Origin of the sequence: Micromonospora sp. NPDC048935 (assembly GCF_043197875.1) — a bacterium.
GTDB lineage: Bacteria > Actinomycetota > Actinomycetes > Mycobacteriales > Micromonosporaceae > Micromonospora.
Map to the genome: position 1 here is coordinate 384,578 of NZ_JBICTZ010000004.1, position 17,208 is coordinate 401,785.

A 17,208-nucleotide genomic window follows, 5' to 3' on the forward strand; every position below is an offset into this window, starting at 1 on the left:
GGGCCGCCTCGGGGGCGCGGCGCGGTGCCGGATCGCTCACAGCGGTAGCTCCGCGCGGATCTCGGTGGGGCCACCCGCCGGGCTGACCACCATCAACTCACCGCCGGCGGCCCGCACCCGGTCGGCGATGCCGGCCAGCCCGTGGCCCTTGGCCAGGTGCGCGCCGCCCTGCCCGTCGTCGCCCACCCACACCTGAAGGTGGGTGCCCTGCCGGGCCACTGTCACCACGGCCTCGGTCGCCCGGCTGTGCTTGGCGACGTTCGTCAGCGCTTCGGACACCACGAAGTACGCCGTGTTCTCCACCGCCGGGTCGAGCCGCCCCTCCGGGGTGCCGAGCTGCGGGTCCACCTGAAGCTCGATGGGGATCAGCCCGCGCCCGGCGATCGCGGCCAGGGCGCTGGGCAGGCCGCGGTCGACAAGGATCGGCGGGGCGATCCCCCGGGACAGTGCCCGCAGCTCGGCGAGCGTGTCCCGGGTCTGGGTGACCGCCTCGTCGATGGTGTGGCCGGCGGCCTCCGGGTCGGAGGCGAGCTGTATCCGAGCCCGGCTGAGGTCCATCGCCAGCCGAACCAGGCGCTGCTGGGGGCCGTCGTGGATGTCGCGTTCCAGCCGGCGTAGTGCGGACGCCTCGGCGGAGACGGCGGCCCGCTTCTGCTCCTCCAGCACCGTGATCCGGTCGCGCATCTCGGCCACCCCGGTCAGCATGGCCTTGGCGAAGCTGGCCTGTAGCAGCGCGCAACCCCGGACCACGATCGGCAGTGTGATCAGGAAGAACACCCCGAGCGCGGTGTTCAGGCCGATCCGGGCGGTGGTCGAGTCGCCCAGGCCGAGCAGTTGCGCCAGGTCCTGGTCCTCGCCGGTCGGTCGGGGCAGCGCCCAGTCGTACACCCAGTAGAGCGAGCCGGCGATCGCGGCGGCCCACCAGATCACTGTCACCAGGAAGGTGGCTCCCGCCGCGATCAGCCGCAGGATGCCGTGCGCCAGGTCGAGCCAGGACTGGGCGTCCCGCATCGGCACGAAGATCCGCCGCCAGGTGTTCGCGCCCGGCTCGGGCAGCCGGTAGTGCGGTCGGATCCGGGGCTGCCGGAGCACGGCCGGCAGCCGCAGCCGCTCGATGTCGGCCAGCCCACGGGCGGCGTACAGGGTGCCGCTGAGGATCGGCAGGCCGATCACCGTGACCACCAGGCCGAGGCCGACCGCGAAACCGGCCACGAGGACGGCGAAGCTGGCCACCGCCAGGGGCAGCCCGAGCAGCACGTACCCGGAGTCGACGAAGAGTTGGCGGGGGATGCTCGGTGCCAGCATCTGTTGGTCGCTGGTGGCGGCAACGGCGGTCATGGGAAAAGGCTAGGCACCCGGGCCCGGTGTCCCCATCCCGAAGCCCCGCCTCTCCCCCGTAGTGCTGTCCCTACCACCTGCCCGACCACCCCCACCAGGCCCGGCGCGGGATTGGTCAGAGAAGTCGGGATTGAGCAATAATCGCCCGGGCGGCGCGGGTGGGACGCCGCTGAATCGATCTTGTGGAATGGAGGTGCCTGTGGAGTCGCGGCGCGCAGCGACAAGATCGCGATTTGTGCACGTCTTCACAAGCGCCTACTCTGTGACTCCGACGCGCCCTGCTAGCACAGCCGCCAACCTCGGTCGCCAGCGGGAGTCCATAAGCGGCCCACCAGCGGAGTTGGCCGAGGATCGCACCGCACGGAGTCTCATGAGTCAGCACCGTCACCCAGGCGCGCCCGGCCGCGCCGGTGCCGTACCAGCGCTCCCGGATCTGCCCGAGGCCACCGTCGCCCGGCTCCCGGAATATCTGCGCGCGCTGCACAACCTCGCCGACACCGGGCACGAGACGGTGTCCAGCGAGGGGCTCTCCGCGGCCGCCGGCGTCAACTCCGCCAAGCTCCGCAAGGACCTGTCCCACCTCGGCTCGTACGGCACCCGGGGCGTCGGCTACGACGTCACGCTGCTGATCGAGCAGATCGAGAATGTGCTCGGGCTCACCCAGCGCCGGGCGGTCGCCCTGGTCGGCGTGGGTAATCTCGGTCACGCTCTGGCCGGCTACGACGGCTTCGCCGGTCGGGGCTTCCGGATCGCCGCACTGCTCGACGCCGATCCCTCCCGGGTCGGCGAAGAGATCAACGGCCTGGTGGTCAGGCATGTCGACGATCTCCCCACGGTCGCCGCGGAGGAATCCCTCGCGATCGGCGTGATCGCCACCCCGGCCGCCGCCGCCCAGCAGGTCGCCGACCAACTGGTCGCCGTCGGCGTGACGAGCATCCTCAACTTTGCGCCGTGCGTACTCTCGGTTCCGGAGGGGGTCGACGTGCGCAAGGTCGATCTCGCCATCGAGCTGCAGATTCTGTCCTTCCACGAGCACCGCAAGGCGTCGCTGACCGCGTTGCCCGCCACCGGCGGGTCCGCTCTCACCGCCCTGCCCGGCGGGTTCGCGGCCACCGACACCCAGGAGGCGATAGGCACGTGAAGCTGCTCGTCGTCGGCGCGTCCTACCGGACCGCCCCGGTCGCCACGCTGGAGCAACTGGCCGTTCCTCCCGCCGACCTGACCCGCACCCTGGACCGCCTCGTCGCCCAGCCGTACGTGGCCGAGGCAGTGATCGTCTCCACCTGCAACCGGGTGGAGGTCTACGCCGCCGTGTCCGGTTTCCACGGCGGCCTCGGTGACGTCTGCGCCGTCTTGGCCGAGCAGGCCGGCAGCTCGCCGGCGGCGCTCGCCAGCCACCTGTACGTGCACTACGACACCGCCGCCGTGGACCACGTGTTCCGGGTCGCCACGGGTCTGGACTCGATGGTGGTCGGCGAGGCGCAGATCCTCGGCCAGCTACGCGACGCGTACCACTGGGCCACCGGTGCCGACTCGGCCGGCCGGCTGCTGCACGAGCTGATGCAGCAGGCGCTGCGCGTCGGCAAGCGGGCCCACGCCGAGACCGGCATCGACCGGGCCGGCCAGAGCGTCGTCACCGCCGCGCTGGAACTGGCCGCCGGGCACCTCGCCGGCGACCTCGCCGGCCACCCGGCCCTGGTGGTCGGCGCCGGCGCGATGGGCTCGCTCGGGGTGGCCACGCTCTCCCGACTGGGCGCCGGCCCGCTCACCGTCAGCAACCGGGGCGCCGACCGGGCCGTCCGGCTGGCCGAGTCGTACGGGGCGAGTGCCGCGCCGATGACCGAGCTGGCCGACACCCTCTCCACAGTGGACATCGTAGTGGCCGCCACCGCGTCCACCGAACCGGTCCTCACCCGGGCGGTGGTCGGCGCGGCCCTGGCCGACCGGGACCCGGCCCGGGGCCCGCTGGTCCTGCTCGACCTGGCCGTCCCCCGCGACGTCGAGGACGGCGTCGCCGAGCTTCCCGGCGTCGAGGTGATCGACATCGACCGGATGGCGGCGCTGCTCGCCGACGGTCCGGCCGCCGCGGACGCCGCCGCCGTCGAACGGATCGTGCGGGGCGAGGTGGAGGGCTTCCTCACCTGGCTGCGCGGCGCCGACGTGGCACCCACCGTGGCCGCGCTGCGCGGCCGGGCCGACGACGTGGTCACCGCCGAGCTGCGCCGGCTCGCTCAGCGTCGCCCCGACCTCGGCGACGACCTGCGTGCCGAGGTGGCCCGTACGGTGCACCGGGTCGTGCAGCGCCTGCTGCACCAGCCCACCGTCAAGGTCCGCCAGTTGGCCGCGGAGCCGGGCGGCGACCAGTACGCGGCCCTGCTGCGCGAGCTGTTCGACCTTGAGGTGCCGCAGACCTCTCCGGTGGACACCGTCCCGGAGGTGCTGGCCCCCGACCTCGGCACGGTGCTCCCCGGCATCGACCCGGTATCCGGAGCCGACAGCGTCGAGCCGACCCCACCCACCGGAGGAGCGCGATGACCGCCCCACTGCGCCTCGGCACCCGGGGCAGCGCCCTGGCGATGGCCCAGTCCGGCCAGATCGCCGAGGCGTTGACCGCCGCCACCGGCCGCCCGGTCGAGCTGGTCGAGGTGGTCACCGCCGGCGACCGCTCCCACGCGCCGGTGCACCGGCTCGGCGTCGGGGTGTTCGTCTCCGCGCTGCGCGACGCGCTGACCGCCGGGACGATCGACTTCGCGGTGCACTCCTACAAGGATCTGCCCACGGCTGCCGCCGCTGGGCTGCACATCGCGGCGGTGCCGCCCCGGCAGGACCCGCGCGACGCGCTGATCGCCCGCGGTGGCCGGACGCTCGCCGAGCTGCCGCCCGGTGCCACCGTGGGCACCGGCGCGCTGCGCCGTATCGCCCAACTGCACGCCCTCGGCCTACAGTTGGAGGTCACCCCGATCCGCGGCAACGTGGACACCCGCCTGGCGCGGGTGCTCGGCCCCGAGGCCGACCTCGACGCCGTCGTCGTCGCCCGGGCCGGGCTGGCCCGGCTCGGCCGGCTCGACGTCGTCACCGAGGCACTGGACCCGATGCTGATGCTGCCCGCGCCCGCTCAGGGCGCGCTGGCCGTGGAGTGCCGGGTCGACGACCAGGACCTGGTCGAGCTGCTCACGGTGCTGGACCATGCACCGTCGCGCGCCGCGGTCACCGCGGAACGCGCGTTGCTGGCAACCCTGGAGGCCGGGTGCAGCGCACCCGTCGCCGCCTATGCCGAACTCGCCGAAGGCGACGACGGCGATGAGATCTACCTGCGCGGGGCGGTGATCAGCCCGGACGGCACTCGTGACCTCCGGCTGTCCCGCACCGGAACGCCCGCCGACGCGGCGGAGATCGGTAAGGCACTCGCCGCCGAACTCCTCGACCTCGGCGCCGACTCGATCCTCGGCCACGAAGGACACACCGGCCCGGGGACCCAGCAATTTGGGAGCACAGAATGACCCGCACCCGTAAGCCCGTCGGCCGTATCGCGTTCGTCGGGGCTGGCCCCGGTGACCCGGGCCTGCTGACCCGTCGGGCCCACGACGCCCTGGTCGACGCCGACCAGGTGATCTACGACCGGGGAGTCCCGGAGTCGTTGCTCGCCGTCGTTCGCGCCGAGGCCTCCGACGACGCCGAGTTCACCCCCGCCGAAGGCGCACCCGGGGACGTGGCGAAGGTGCTGATCTCCGCGGCCCGGTCCGGGCTGAACGCGGTGCACCTGGTCGCCGGCGACCCGTTCGGCCACGACTCGGTGGTGAAGGAGGTGCAGGCGGTTGCCCGCACCGCCGCGCACTTCGAGGTGGTGCCCGGTGTCGGCCAGGCCGAGGGTGTGGCCACCTACGCGGGTGTTCCGCTGCCGGGTGTGCGTACCGCCGCGGACGTCGAGGACGTCAGCGCCCTGGACTTCGAGGCGTTGGCCGCGGCAGTCGGCCGGGGTTCGCTCGCGCTCGCCGTGGACGCCGGTGACCTCGCCGCCGTCCGGGACGGGCTGCTCGCCGCCGGGGTCGACGGCACCACCGGCGTCGGTGTGACCGGCGACGGCACCGGCGAGACCCAGTACACGACCACGTCGACCGTGGACAGCTTCGTGGCCGCCGCGCTCGGCTTCACCGGCCGGGTGGTGCTCACCGTCGGCGTCGGGGTGGGCCAGCGCGACAAGCTGAGCTGGTGGGAAAACCGCCCGCTGTACGGCTGGAAGGTGCTCGTACCCCGGACCAAGGAGCAGGCTGGCGCGATGAGCGCCCGACTGCGCGCGTACGGGGCGATCCCGTGCGAGGTGCCGACGATCGCGGTCGAGCCGCCGCGTACTCCGGCGCAGATGGAGCGGGCCGTCAAGGGCCTGGTCGACGGCCGGTACGCCTGGGTGATCTTCACGTCGGTCAACGCGGTCCGCGCGGTGTGGGAGAAGTTCGCCGAGCACGGCCTCGACGCCCGGCACTTCGGCGGCGTCAAGATCGCCTGCATCGGGGAGGCGACCGCGGACGCGGTCCGCGCGTTCGGCATCCAGCCGGAGCTGATCCCCGCCGGGGAGCAGTCGTCCGAGGGGCTGCTGGCCGAGTTCTCCCCGCACGACGAGATCCTGGACCCGGTGGGCCGGGTGCTGCTGCCGCGTGCCGACATCGCCACCGAGACGCTCGCCGCCGGGCTCACCGAGCGCGGCTGGGAGGTCGACGACGTGACCGCGTACCGGACGGTGCGGGCCGCGCCGCCGCCCGCCGAGATCCGGGACGCGATCAAGTCGGGCGGGTTCGACGCTGTCCTGTTCACGTCATCCTCCACCGTCCGGAACCTGGTCGGCATCGCCGGGAAGCCGCACGCGCGTACCGTTGTTGCCGTCATCGGGCCCAAGACGGCGGAGACCGCGACCGAGTTCGGCCTGCGGGTCGACGTGCAGCCACCGCACGCCTCGGTGCCCGACCTGGTGGAGGCGCTCGCCGCCTACGCCGTCGAGCTGCGCGAGAAGCTGGCCGCCATGCCGGCCAAGCAGCGCCGTGGCTCGAAGGTGCAGGGGCCGACCGCGCTCCGCTTCCGGTAGTCGTCGCCGAGGAGGCCCCCTCATGTCGTACCCCGAGATCCGGCCCCGCCGGCTGCGCCGTAACGCGGCCGTGCGGCGGCTGGTCTCCGAGACCCGCGTCGACCCGGCCGAGCTGGTCGTGCCGATGTTCGTCAAGGAGGGACTGACCGAGCCGCGCGCCATCGCGTCGATGCCGGGCGTGCTCCAGCACTCCCGGGACTCGCTGCGCAAGGCCGCCGCCGAGGCGGTCCAGGCCGGGGTCGGCGGGATCATGCTCTTCGGTGTACCGGAACAGCGGGACCCGACCGGCTCCGCCGGCATCGACCCGAACGGCATCCTGAACGTCGCCATCCGCGACGTGGTCGCCGAGGTGGGCGACGCCACGGTGGTGATGAGCGACCTGTGCCTGGACGAGTTCACCTCGCACGGGCACTGCGGGCTGCTCACCGGAGACGGCGAGGTCGACAACGACGCCACCCTGGCCGCGTACGCCGAGATGGCGGTGGCCCAGGCCGCCGCCGGGGTCGGCATGGTCGGGCCGTCCGGGATGATGGACGGCCAGGTCGGCGTGGTACGCCGGGCCCTCGACGCCGCCGGGCACCAGGACGTGGCAGTGCTGGCGTACGCCGTGAAGTACGCCTCGGCGTTCTTCGGCCCGTTCCGCGACGCGGTGGAGTCGGCGCTGGAGGGGGACCGGCGCACCTACCAGCAGGACCCGGCCAACCTGCGGGAGTCGCTACGCGAGGTGGCGCTCGACGTCGCCGAGGGTGCCGACCTGGTGATGGTCAAGCCGGCGCTGCCCTACCTCGACGTGGTGTCGGCGGTGCGGGCCGCGGTGGACGTCCCGGTCGCCGCCTACCAGGTCTCCGGTGAGTACGCGATGGTCGAGGCCGCCGCCGCGAACGGCTGGATCGACCGGGAGCGCGTGATGCTGGAGACGCTCACCTCGATCAAGCGGGCCGGCGCGCAGGTCATCCTCACCTACTGGGCGGTCGAGGCCGCCGGGCTGCTGCGCCAGCGCTACTGACCGACTCCGCGGGTCCCGCCGGGGTGACCACCTCGTCGGCACCCGCGACGGCGGCCGGAAGTCGCCGGCTGGTCAGCCAGGCGAGCGCCAACAGCACGGCCGACACCGCCAGCGCGAGCCGGGTGGCCTGCGCCAGTTCCGGCGCGAAGCCGAGCCGGCTGGCCGGGTCGAGTCGGCTGGCGGCCGTTATGCCCCCGCCGCCCAGGCTGGGGGCGAACCGGTCCGCCAGCCAGGACAGGACGGCGGCGATGAGCGCCGTGCCGGCCGCGACCGAGGTGTGCGACACCGTGGTGAGCAACGTGGAGCCGGACGGCAGGTCGTCGGGCGGGAGCGACCGGCTGGCCGCGGTCATCGTCGGCATCAGCGTCGCGCCCATACCCAGGCCGATGACCGCACCCAGCGTGGCCAGCAGCGGGTACGACGTGTCCGCGTCGAGCACCAGTACCCGGGCCACCGTGCCGGCCACGGCGGTGACGATGCCGAGCCCGACGACCCGCCGCGCCGAGACGCGGTCGACGAGTCGGGTCGCGACCTGGAGCATCAGCCCGGTGGTCAGCGCCTGCGGGATGCCGATCACCCCCGCCAGAGTGGCCGAGTCACCGCGTACCACCTGCACGTAGGCCGGGATGATCAGGAACGAGCCGAAGTATCCGGCGGCGAAGAACGCCACCGTCGCGGCGCCTCCGGCCATTCCCGGGGCGCGCAGCACGGCCAGGTTCAGCAGTGGCTGCCGGATCCGGCCGGCCCGCCATGCGAAGGTGACCACCAGCGTGGCGCCGAGCGTGAGCGGCAGCAGCACCGCCGCGGTGACGACGCCGCCGCGCTCGCCGGTGACGCTGAGCCCGTAGACCGCCAGCGCCAGGCCGGGGCAGAGCAGCAGCAGCCCGACGACGTCCAGCCGGACCGGTGGCCGTCGCGGGTCGGCGACGGGCAGCACCGACCGGCCGAGCAACACCGCCAACAACCCCACCGGCAGGTTGATCCAGAAGATCCACCGCCAAGACGCGTGATCGAGCAGCAGCCCGCCCAGCACCGGCCCGATCAGGGGCCCGACCAGCACCGGAAGGCCGAGCAGGCTCATCATCCGTCCGCGCCGCCCCGGCGGCACCGCGGCGAGCGCGAGGGCCATCCCGACCGGGTTGAGCAGCCCGCCACCCAGCCCCTGGAGCACCCGGAACGCGATAAGCGACCCGACGTCCCAGGCGGCCCCGGCCAGCACGGAGCCGGCGGTGAACAGCAGCAGCGCGGTCAGGTAGGCGCGGCGGGCACCGAAGCGGCCGATCGCCCAGGCGGCGGTGGGCATCACCGCGACCAGGGCGAGCGCGTAGCCGCTGGTGACCCAGCCGATCGTGGTGAGGTTGGTGTCGAGGTCGTCGACCAGCTTCGGTAGGGCCACCACGGTGACCGTGGTGTCGATCACCGCGAGCAGGCCACCCAGGGTCAGGTACCAGCCGAGCCGTCGCGCGGACGCGTCCATGTCGCGGCTCAGGGCCGGGCCCGACGGGCAACGCGCAGCGCCTCGGCCCACCAGGCCAGCTCGCTCAGCGTGGCGTCGGCGGCCTTGCGCAGCGGCTCGTCGTCGACCAGCCGACCGGTGTCGTCCAGCCGTTCCCAGGGTGCCCGGAGCACCACCCCGGAGCGGGTCGTGGCGGCCTGCACCTCGGCGAAGACAAGCCGGAGCTGCTCGACCGCGCGGATGCCGCCGGAACCGGCGCCGTACGACACGAAGGCCACCGGCTTGCGGGCCCACTCCCGGTAGTGCCAGTCGATGGCGTTCTTCAGCGCGGCCGGGAAGCTGTGGTTGTACTCGGGTGTCACCACCACGAACGCGTCGGCGGCGGCCAACCGGGCACTGATCGGGCTTGCCGCATTGCCCCCGGGAGGGGTGTCGGCGAAGGGCAGCGGCACCTCGGCGAGGTCGACGAGGTCCAGGTCGAGGTCCGCGCGGCGGCCCGCGTGGGCGACGAACCAGTTGGCGATCGAGCGACCCACCCGAGGTTGACGGACGCTCCCGACGAGCACGGCGACGGTCGGCGGAGCGGAGTCCTCTTGCGTAGTCATGCCTCGGACGCTAAGACTTGAAGTAATGGTGAAGTCAATGGCGACGGGGGAGTTTCGATGGGCACGTTGACGGTCGGCGAGGTGGCCCGGGAGAGCGGGGTCAGCGGCTCCGCCGTGCGGTTCTACGAGCGGCAGGGCCTGATCGCGGCGGCCCGCACCAGCGGCAACCAGCGGCGTTTCGACTCCGACGCGGCCTGCCGGATCAGGGTGGCGCGAGTGGCCCAGCGCGTCGGCCTGACCGTCAACGACATCCGTGACCTGCTCGCCGTCCTGCCGCCCAACCCCGAGCCGGCCGACTGGCAGGGTCTACACGATCGGCTGACCGCCGAGGCCGAGCGGCGCATCCGTGACCTGCACGCGGCACTTGACGACATCGGCTCCGGTCGCCGTCTCTGCGACCTCTGACACCGCCCAGTCGAGTCGCCCCGCGCTGTCCAACCGCGACGACGCGCATCGATCGTGGTGCCCCTCCGTGGAGCGTGCACAGGATGTGGCCTCGACGGCTGGCTCCGGATCTCGTCTGGCGGGTCCCTGGCCCCGACGCCTCCACACCGGCCTTTGCTCTGCACCCGCGGATGCGACGGCTGCACCGGCTGCGTCGGCGAGCTGGCTCGGGTCACGCTGCTGCCTTTGCTCTGCACCCGCGGATGCGACGGTTACACCGGTCGCGTCCGTGAGCTGGCTCGGCTCATGCCGCTGCCTTTGCTCTGCACCCGCCGGTGCGACGGTTACACCGGTCGCGTCGGCGAGCTGGCTCGGCTCATGCCGCTGCCTTTGCTCTGCACCCGCCGGTGCGACGGCTACGGTCCGCAACCGGCGCATATTGGGGTGCAGAGCAAAGGGGGAAGAGTTGGGTTGCCCTCCCTGCTCCTTCGGCGGGGAGGACGTGCCGTCCACGGCTCACGGTTTCGCCGACGCGGGCGGAGGCTACCTGCGTGCCGCAATGGGCGCCCGGTTATCCACAGGTCCTTTCGTTGTCCACAGGCTCGGCAGACGGGGCTGCGAGAAACGGAGCGAGCCGGGACTGTGGCGGCATGGACGACTCACCGATACCTCCGGATGCGGGAGCATCCAGCGCCGACGGCGGGAATCCCAACGGCACGAGCCTCGGCACCGCGCAGCGGAAAGTCATACTCAGCGAGCCTTCCGGCACACCGTGGCCGGTCGTTGGCATCGTTCGGGCGATCCGTCGGCACGCCGACCTGAGCCAACGTGAGCTGGCCCGGTGGGCGGGAGCGCACCATGCAACCATCGGCCGTATCGAGGCCGGTCGGACTGTTCCGAGCATCGACCTGCTGCGCCGGATCATCGGCGTCGCCGGGTTCCGGCTGGCCGTCGTCGACGAGTTCGGCCGGGTGCTCAGGCCGATGCGGGACTGGGACGACACGCGCGACGGTGCGGGGCGCCGCTATCCGTCGCACCTGGACACCATCCTCGACCCCGAGCCGGGGGAGTGGTGGGCGGACATCTACGGGCTGGCCCGCCCGCCCGAGACGTTCTACCGCAATCGGGACGTCCGGGACGCGATGCGTCGGCGCAGTCAGTGGGAGGTTCGGGTAGCCCGGCACCGGGGCGATCCGCCGCCGCCACAGCTCTGGCGATACCGCTGACGCACGGATGGACGACGGCCCGCCGACCCCACTCGGGGCGGCGGGCCGTCGTCGACCAGACGCCGCGATCAGTCGTCGTTGGTGATCGTGCCGACTGCGAGCGGGTCGGCCAGCCGCAGGCCCGGTACGCCGGCCACCAGCAGCGTCAGCCTCTCGTCCGCCTCCCGTCTGCGGTCACCCCGAATGGTCACCGGGAACGCCACCGACGTCTGCCCGGCGGCCAGCACCCGGCAGCCGGCGTACGAGTCGAAGTCCGAGCCGGCCTGCGCCGTCAGGCCCACGGTGGCGGCGCAGAGCAGCACCGGCTGGGACAGGGGCCGGGACACCGTCGCGGTGAACGTCAGTTGCCGGGTGCCCTGGTTGCCCTCGACAACCGTCGCGTCGGCCACGGTGAGCGTGGCCCGGGACCGGAACCTCGCCACCTGCGGGTCGTGGTCGCTGGAACCACGCGACCCGTCGCCGGTGAATTCCGCCGGCCAGTCGGCGTTGATGTGCGCCGCCCGCACCTGCACCAGATCGCCGTAGAGCGCGTCGTTGACGAACAGGTGGTCGAGTGTCTGTGCCTGCCCCTCGAAGCTGTACGAGTAGGCGGAGGCCGGCACGTCCGCGACGAGGTTGTCCCACAGGTTGTGCAGACCAGCCTCGTAGAGCGGCGCGAGCTGGTCCGACGGCGTGGGCTGGTCGCCGGTGGCGATGGGATCGTCCGGGCGGGGGAACACATTCAGGTCCCCGCCGTAGACGATCCGGGCGTTCTGGTCGGCCGCCTCGATCGCGGTGACGATGGCGGCACCGTAGCGCGCCTGCTCCCGCCGCTGCCCGACCCGGCTGTCCGGGCCGGAGGAGTAGTGGTTGCTGAGCGCGTACAGGGTGAACCGCTCGGACGCGCCGGGTGACGCGGCCACGCTGAACCTGCCCAGCTGGGGAGCACGGGTGAAGACGTTGGTGCCGTCCCGGCCGGTCGAGGTGTCCACGTCCGCCGGCAGCACCGCGTTGAGCGCCTTCGGGTTCTGCACGTCGGCGTTGGCCGGCAGCCCCGCAGCCCGGTACTGGACGGTCGGCGCCGAGCCGAGCAGCGGGTCGTTCGCCGTCGCGGCCGCCAGCGACAACCGGTCCGTGCGGTACAGGAACGCCGCGGTGATGCCGCGGGCGTCCGCGCCGGTGCGGTCATAGGCGGCGGCGTACGCGGGCCCGCCGGCCGCCGCCACGGTGAGCGCCAACTCCTGGATGCTGTCCGGGGCGCCATCGGCGTTGTTGGTGTCACCGCAGCTCAGCGCGGCACCGGAGACCGTGCAGATGTCCTGGTCCTCGGCCTCCTGCACCAGGATCAGGTCCGGTGCGTGCAGATCCTTCACGATCTGGTCGGCGAGCGCGGCCAACTGCTCGCGGTAGTCCGCCTCGCTGCTCGGCACGTAGTCGAACGGCGGGTCGACACCCGGGCAGCCGGTGTTACCGGTGAAGTCGCAGCCGTCGAACGGGTCGTCGCGGTAGTCGTACAGGTTTTCCACGTTGTAGGTGGCCACGGCCACCTCCTGCGAGCGGTCGGCCGGCGTGGGCGGGTTGTTCTTCGACGGGTCGGCCCCGGCGTCGAACTCGGCCCGCTCGACCTGGACGCCGTACTTCTCGAACGAGTAGTGGACCCCGCCCACCGCGTCGGCGCGCAGCGTGTCGAAGGTGTGTGCCGGCGGGAGCAGTGCGGCGCTGTCCCCGACGGTCGCCTTCACGCCCATGCTGCCGAGCAGTGTCCGTTGGCCGTTGCCGTCGTCGAAGCGGCGGGTCGGGTCGTTGTCCAGCGGGTGCGAGTCACGGAAGACCCGCCGGGAGTACGGGTCGGCGCGGTCCAGCAGCGGGTCGTCGCGGTCGACCACCCACAGCTCGGCGTCGGCGGTGGAGGAGAAGACGTCCCGGCCGCTCACCGCGCCACTGCCCGCGCGGACCCGCATCCGGGCACCCTCGTGTCGCTCCCAGAACCGCTGGGCGTCGGTCAGCTCGGCCGGTGGCACCGCGTCGGTCACCGCGACCGCGCTGTCCACGGCCAGGCCACCGGCGATCCGACGGACCAGCGAGGCACCGGAGAGCTGGGTGAAGCTGTAGTACTCCGACACCCGCGCCCGCAACACGACCTCGTCGCCGACGGTCGGCACGTAGCCGCCGACCAGCGACGTGAACGCGCCCATGAACACGAAGATGCCGTCGGAGCTGGTCGGATCACCGTCGGTGTCCCCGACCCGGCTCTGTAGGAAGAAACCGTGCTGCTCCGCGCCAGCCGAGGTGCGGGCGAGGGTCAACTGGGTGATCACGCCGCGCACGTCGTACAGCGTGCTGCTCGTGCCGTTGCCGCTCGTCGGTGCGAGCGGCGAGCGATCGGTCGGACCGGGCTCGGCGTCGGTGGTCGGGCCCTGCACCTCGCCGACGGTCAGCTCCCGGGTCACCTGCACGGCCAGCGCGCAGGTGGCGGTGCCACCGCCCGCGTCGGTCGCGGTCACCGCGACGGTGTACGCCCCGGCGGCGAGGTCGGCGCTCGCGCCGATCGTGGCGCGGGCGGTGCCGCCCAGGCCCTCGGCGGGAGTGAACGCGGTGCGGGTGATCGAGCCGGCGGACGGCGTCGGGCTGACCGAGGTCACCGTCAGGTCGACGATCGTGTCGTCGGGGTCGGTGGCGGTGACCTCCCGGCTCGCCGCCGTGCCCGCGCCGGTGACAAGCGGGCCACCACAGGTCAACGTGGCCGGGACGTCGACCGGGCCGCCGCCGTCCACCGTGTGCGTGCCGAGGCCGTCGAAGGTGTCGACCGGGAAACCGGCCCACTGCGCGGCGGGGTCGAACGCGTCGGTCGGATCGGTGTCGCCGGTGGTGACCGTCGACAGGCGGCGCAGGGTGTTGTCCGCGGTGCTTGTGGCACCCGCACCCCACTCGGTGCCCGGGTCGACGCCCAGCTGCCCGATCGAGTCGAGCACGGTGCTGCCCCGGCGCAACACGATCGCGTCGTCGCCGTTGAACAGGCTGGCCCCGGTGGTCTGGTCGGCCTGGGCGAGGACGGCGGCCCCGGCCGAGGCGCTGGCGAACACGAACGCGTCTCCGGCAGCCACCGTCCCGGCCAGCGCGATGGTGGTGGCCGTGGTGGAGCCGTTGAAGTAGAGCTGGAGCTGGTAGCCGCCGGCGGTGAGGTCGACCGGAGCGCCGGTGCCGTTGAACAGCTCGATCGCCTTGTTGTTCGACGAGCCCTCGACGTACTCCGAGATGAACAGGTCGGTAGGCGCGGCGCTGGCCGCGGTGGGTGCGACGCCGAGCGCCGCCACCGTCACGGCGGCGGTGGCGGTCGCGAGCGCGGCGATTGAGCGGCGCGGGCGCATAGGGCCTCCACGATGGGTGGATGAGAGTCAACGCACGTTAAGGTGCCCGACTGTCCACCGTCCATCCCCTAGTGGACAGTTGCGTGAATTCCCTCAGCGCGGCGGATCGAGTCGGTGCACCAGCTCGGCGACGTCGACGCTGTATTCGCACCAGTCCCGGTCGGGCCGGTAGCCCAGCTCCGCGTTGACCTTGAGCATCGCCTCGTTGGCCTGCGCGTTCCAGGTCTGCACCTCGATCAGCTCCGGCTCGGCGGAGCGCAGCTCCAGCAGCATCCGGGCCTTGATCGCCCGGTCGATGCCGTAGCCCCGATGGTCCTGCGCGACGATCGTGTCGTACTGGTCGGCACGGGTCGGGTGCTGCGCGGGGACCACCACCTCGGTCAGGCCGGCCACCTCGCCGCTCTGCTCGTGCCGAGCGAGCACGATGTACGGTTTCATGCCTCGCCGGTGCAGGGTGTCGATGCTGTCGCGCAGCCGCTCCGGATCGTAGGAGCTGGGGCGCAGCTCACCGTCGTCGACGTCGCGGACCTCGGCCTTCGCCCGCGCGTACGCCTCGATCAGGTCGTCCGGTGGCCCGCCAGGGAAGAACTCCAGGTGGTAGCCCGCAGCGACGCCGGTGGCCATCTCGGCCAACTCGGCCCAGTCGACCGCGGTGAGGTCGAGCACGCTGCGCGTCTCCACGTACTCCCGGGTGAAGCCGAGCGACTCGTAGAACCCGACCGCGGGCGTGTCACCGACCACCTCGACCCCGATCGACTGGAAACCCTCCTGGTAGACCCGGCGGGCGGCGCGCAACACCAGGTCACGACCGAGGCCGCCGCGTCGCACCGACGGGTGCACAAGCACCTCGAGCACACCGATGTCACCGAGGAGCAGCACGTGGACCTGGCCGAGCACCGCGCCCGGATCACCGGGGCCGGTCGGCTCTGCCTGGGCGATCCACGAGATCCGCCGTTCGCCGGGCATCACCTCGGCGAGGTATTCCCGCAGTGAGGTCTCCCGCCACGGCGGGTCCTGCGGAAGATCGGCCGCCAGCACCGCGTTCAGCGTGACCAGCAGCGACGCGATCTCGGCGGACGACGCGGTCCTGGGGTCCCACTCGCGCACCATCACCTGTCTAGCTTGCCGCTAACAGAGGCCGGGGGGAAGTGTCCAGTTCTCCAACGTATCGAGACGATCACTTCACAGGCGGCTGGACCGTCCGTACCGGTTGGCGGTGTCATAGACGTCCTGGGCGTACCGCCGTACGTCGTTGTAGGAGAGGATCGCGTTCCACCAGTCGCCGGGGATGCTCAGGTTGCGACCCCCCTTGCAGAGGTAGTTTCCCGCCGCCAGCGCCGCGTCGTCCAGGTCGTGCGGATCCTTGACCCCGTCGTTGTCGGCGTCCGCGCCGATCTCCTGCCAGGTGGTCGGGATGAACTGCATCGGCCCGATGGCCCGGTCGAGGGTCAGGTCCCCGTCGAGCACCCCACGGTCGGTGTCGATGATCCGCATCCGGCCGCCGTTCCCGTCCAACGGCAACCCGATGATCTTCGGTAGCGCCTTGCCGTCCTGCCCCAGCCGGGCACCGTTGGCCGAGCCGTGCCCCGACTCGACCTGACCGATCGCGGCCAACGTGGTCCAGCTCAGCGCGCAGCTGCGGTTGGTCTGGGCGAGCATCAGCTCGGCGTAGCCGTACGCCTGCATGGCGACGGCCGGAATGCCCACCTTGCTCGCGACCTGCTGTGCCCAGCCCGCGAGGGCGTCCGACGGACGCCCGCCAACCCCCGGCCCGACGGCGGGCCCGCTGGGCAGTCCACCGCTCGGTAGTCCGCCACTGGGTAGTCCACCGCTCGGTAGTCCGCCGCTCGGTAGTCCGCCACTGGGCAGTCCTCCGCCGGGCAGTCCCGGGCCGGTCGGCACCAGCCCGGTGGGCAGGCCGGACGGCGCTCCCGGCGGCACGGTGGGCGTGCCGGAAGCGTCGGCCGCGACCGGACGGGGTGCGCGGATCGTGGCCGGCACGAGCAGGGCCCCCGCCGCGGCTGTCGCGCCCACAAGCGCCAACAGGAAGAGGCCGGGCAGTGTGAGCCGACCGCTCGGCCGGCGAGCCCAGGCTCGGGTCGCACGGGCGGCGGAGGCCGCCGCCTGGCGCGGTGGCAGCCGTACCGCGTGCGCGAACGGCACCCGCCGTCGCCGGACAGGGCCGGGCACCGCCACGACGGGCAACTCGTCCACACTGGTCTTCGCCGGATCCCCGACGCCAACCACGGTGACGGCCTTCGCGCCGTCGGCCGGCGCGTCGGTCTTCGCGCTGTCGGCCGAGGCGTCGGTCTTCGCGCTGTCGGCGGGCGCGTCGGTCTTCGCGCTGTCGGTCTTCGGCTCGGTGGCGGCTTCGGACCTGGGGGTCTCGACCTGCGTGTCGGCCTTGCCGTCGGCGACCGGATCGGACGCGGCCGACGGCTTCACGCCCGGAGCGGTGGCGCTCACGTCCGGGCTGGACCCGGTGGTGCTCACGTCCGGGCCGGCGGCGCTCGCGGACGGGCTGGCCGTGGTGGGACTGGCCGTGGTGGCGGGCGTGGTCGGCGTACCCCCGATCCGGCCGCTCAGCCAGGGCCGGCGGGGGCGGGGCACCGCGCGCACCGGGTCGGGGGCGGCCCCGGAGCCCTCAAGTGGCCCCTCCAGCGGCGCGGCCGGTCGTAACGGTTGCACACGCGTGTCGTCCTCGCCGTCCACCACCCGTCGAGTATCACCCATCCTCCGCCGAACGTCAGATCCACGTACCCTGGGCAC

General features: G+C 72.8%; 13 protein-coding genes. 7 read left to right on the forward strand and 6 right to left on the reverse strand.

Features of this window, described 5'->3' with window-relative positions; all coding sequences use genetic code 11:
• Positions 1 to 36 precede the first annotated feature (36 nt).
• Entirely contained in the window at positions 37 to 1,338 is a 1,302-nt protein-coding gene (locus tag ACGFIW_RS15060; RefSeq protein ID WP_393314956.1) for a sensor histidine kinase, read from the reverse strand.
• A 370-nt stretch (positions 1,339 to 1,708) separates the two neighbouring features.
• Between ACGFIW_RS15060 and ACGFIW_RS15065 the strand changes: the two genes are divergently transcribed.
• From ACGFIW_RS15065 to hemB, 5 genes are read left to right on the forward strand one after another with little or no spacing between them, the layout of a single operon-like run.
• Positions 1,709 to 2,479: a redox-sensing transcriptional repressor Rex gene (locus ACGFIW_RS15065; protein ID WP_393244128.1), complete on the forward strand. Its 771-nt coding sequence runs from the start codon at positions 1,709 to 1,711 to the stop codon at positions 2,477 to 2,479.
• Complete coding sequence (locus tag ACGFIW_RS15070) at positions 2,476 to 3,873, forward strand: glutamyl-tRNA reductase (RefSeq protein WP_393314959.1); 1,398 nt, start codon at positions 2,476 to 2,478, stop codon at positions 3,871 to 3,873. The genes ACGFIW_RS15065 and ACGFIW_RS15070 overlap by 4 nt, the downstream gene beginning before the upstream one ends.
• On the forward strand, positions 3,870 to 4,838 hold the full coding sequence (hemC, locus tag ACGFIW_RS15075) for a hydroxymethylbilane synthase (protein WP_393314962.1): 969 nt from the start codon (positions 3,870 to 3,872) through the stop codon (positions 4,836 to 4,838). Before ACGFIW_RS15070 ends, hemC begins: the two co-directional genes overlap by 4 nt.
• On the forward strand, positions 4,835 to 6,415 hold the full coding sequence (locus ACGFIW_RS15080) for a uroporphyrinogen-III synthase (protein WP_357068337.1): 1,581 nt from the start codon (positions 4,835 to 4,837) through the stop codon (positions 6,413 to 6,415). Before hemC ends, ACGFIW_RS15080 begins: the two co-directional genes overlap by 4 nt.
• A gap of 22 nt (positions 6,416 to 6,437) precedes the next feature.
• Complete coding sequence (hemB, locus tag ACGFIW_RS15085; RefSeq protein ID WP_393244122.1) at positions 6,438 to 7,421, forward strand: porphobilinogen synthase; 984 nt, start codon at positions 6,438 to 6,440, stop codon at positions 7,419 to 7,421.
• On the opposite strand, the gene ACGFIW_RS15090 is transcribed toward hemB, so the two are convergent.
• Entirely contained in the window at positions 7,372 to 8,898 is a 1,527-nt protein-coding gene (locus ACGFIW_RS15090; RefSeq protein ID WP_393314964.1) for a DHA2 family efflux MFS transporter permease subunit, read from the reverse strand. The two genes, hemB and ACGFIW_RS15090, sit on opposite strands and share 50 nt — an antisense overlap.
• Before the next feature lie 8 nt (positions 8,899 to 8,906).
• Positions 8,907 to 9,482, reverse strand: a complete 576-nt coding sequence (locus ACGFIW_RS15095) for an NADPH-dependent FMN reductase (RefSeq protein WP_393314967.1) — start codon at positions 9,480 to 9,482, stop codon at positions 8,907 to 8,909.
• Positions 9,483 to 9,539: 57 nt separating this feature from the next.
• Here ACGFIW_RS15095 and ACGFIW_RS15100 point away from each other — a divergent pair, with 57 nt between their 5' ends.
• Positions 9,540 to 9,887 carry a MerR family transcriptional regulator gene (locus tag ACGFIW_RS15100; protein WP_393314970.1) on the forward strand — a complete coding sequence of 116 codons (348 nt, stop codon included), beginning with the start codon at positions 9,540 to 9,542 and terminating at the stop codon, positions 9,885 to 9,887.
• Positions 9,888 to 10,516: 629 nt separating this feature from the next.
• Positions 10,517 to 11,092: a helix-turn-helix transcriptional regulator gene (locus ACGFIW_RS15105; RefSeq protein WP_393314973.1), complete on the forward strand. Its 576-nt coding sequence runs from the start codon at positions 10,517 to 10,519 to the stop codon at positions 11,090 to 11,092.
• A gap of 68 nt (positions 11,093 to 11,160) precedes the next feature.
• Here the strand turns inward: ACGFIW_RS15105 and ACGFIW_RS15110 are convergent, their stop codons facing one another.
• The 3 genes from ACGFIW_RS15110 to ACGFIW_RS15120 form a co-directional block, all read right to left on the reverse strand.
• Entirely contained in the window at positions 11,161 to 14,439 is a 3,279-nt protein-coding gene (locus ACGFIW_RS15110; protein WP_393314975.1) for a lamin tail domain-containing protein, read from the reverse strand.
• A gap of 93 nt (positions 14,440 to 14,532) precedes the next feature.
• Entirely contained in the window at positions 14,533 to 15,549 is a 1,017-nt protein-coding gene (locus ACGFIW_RS15115; protein ID WP_393315316.1) for a GNAT family N-acetyltransferase, read from the reverse strand.
• Between the two features lie 72 nt (positions 15,550 to 15,621).
• Positions 15,622 to 17,172 (reverse strand): lytic murein transglycosylase, encoded by a 1,551-nt coding sequence (locus ACGFIW_RS15120; protein WP_393314978.1) that lies wholly within the window; start codon positions 17,170 to 17,172, stop codon positions 15,622 to 15,624.
• Positions 17,173 to 17,208: the final 36 nt, after the last annotated feature.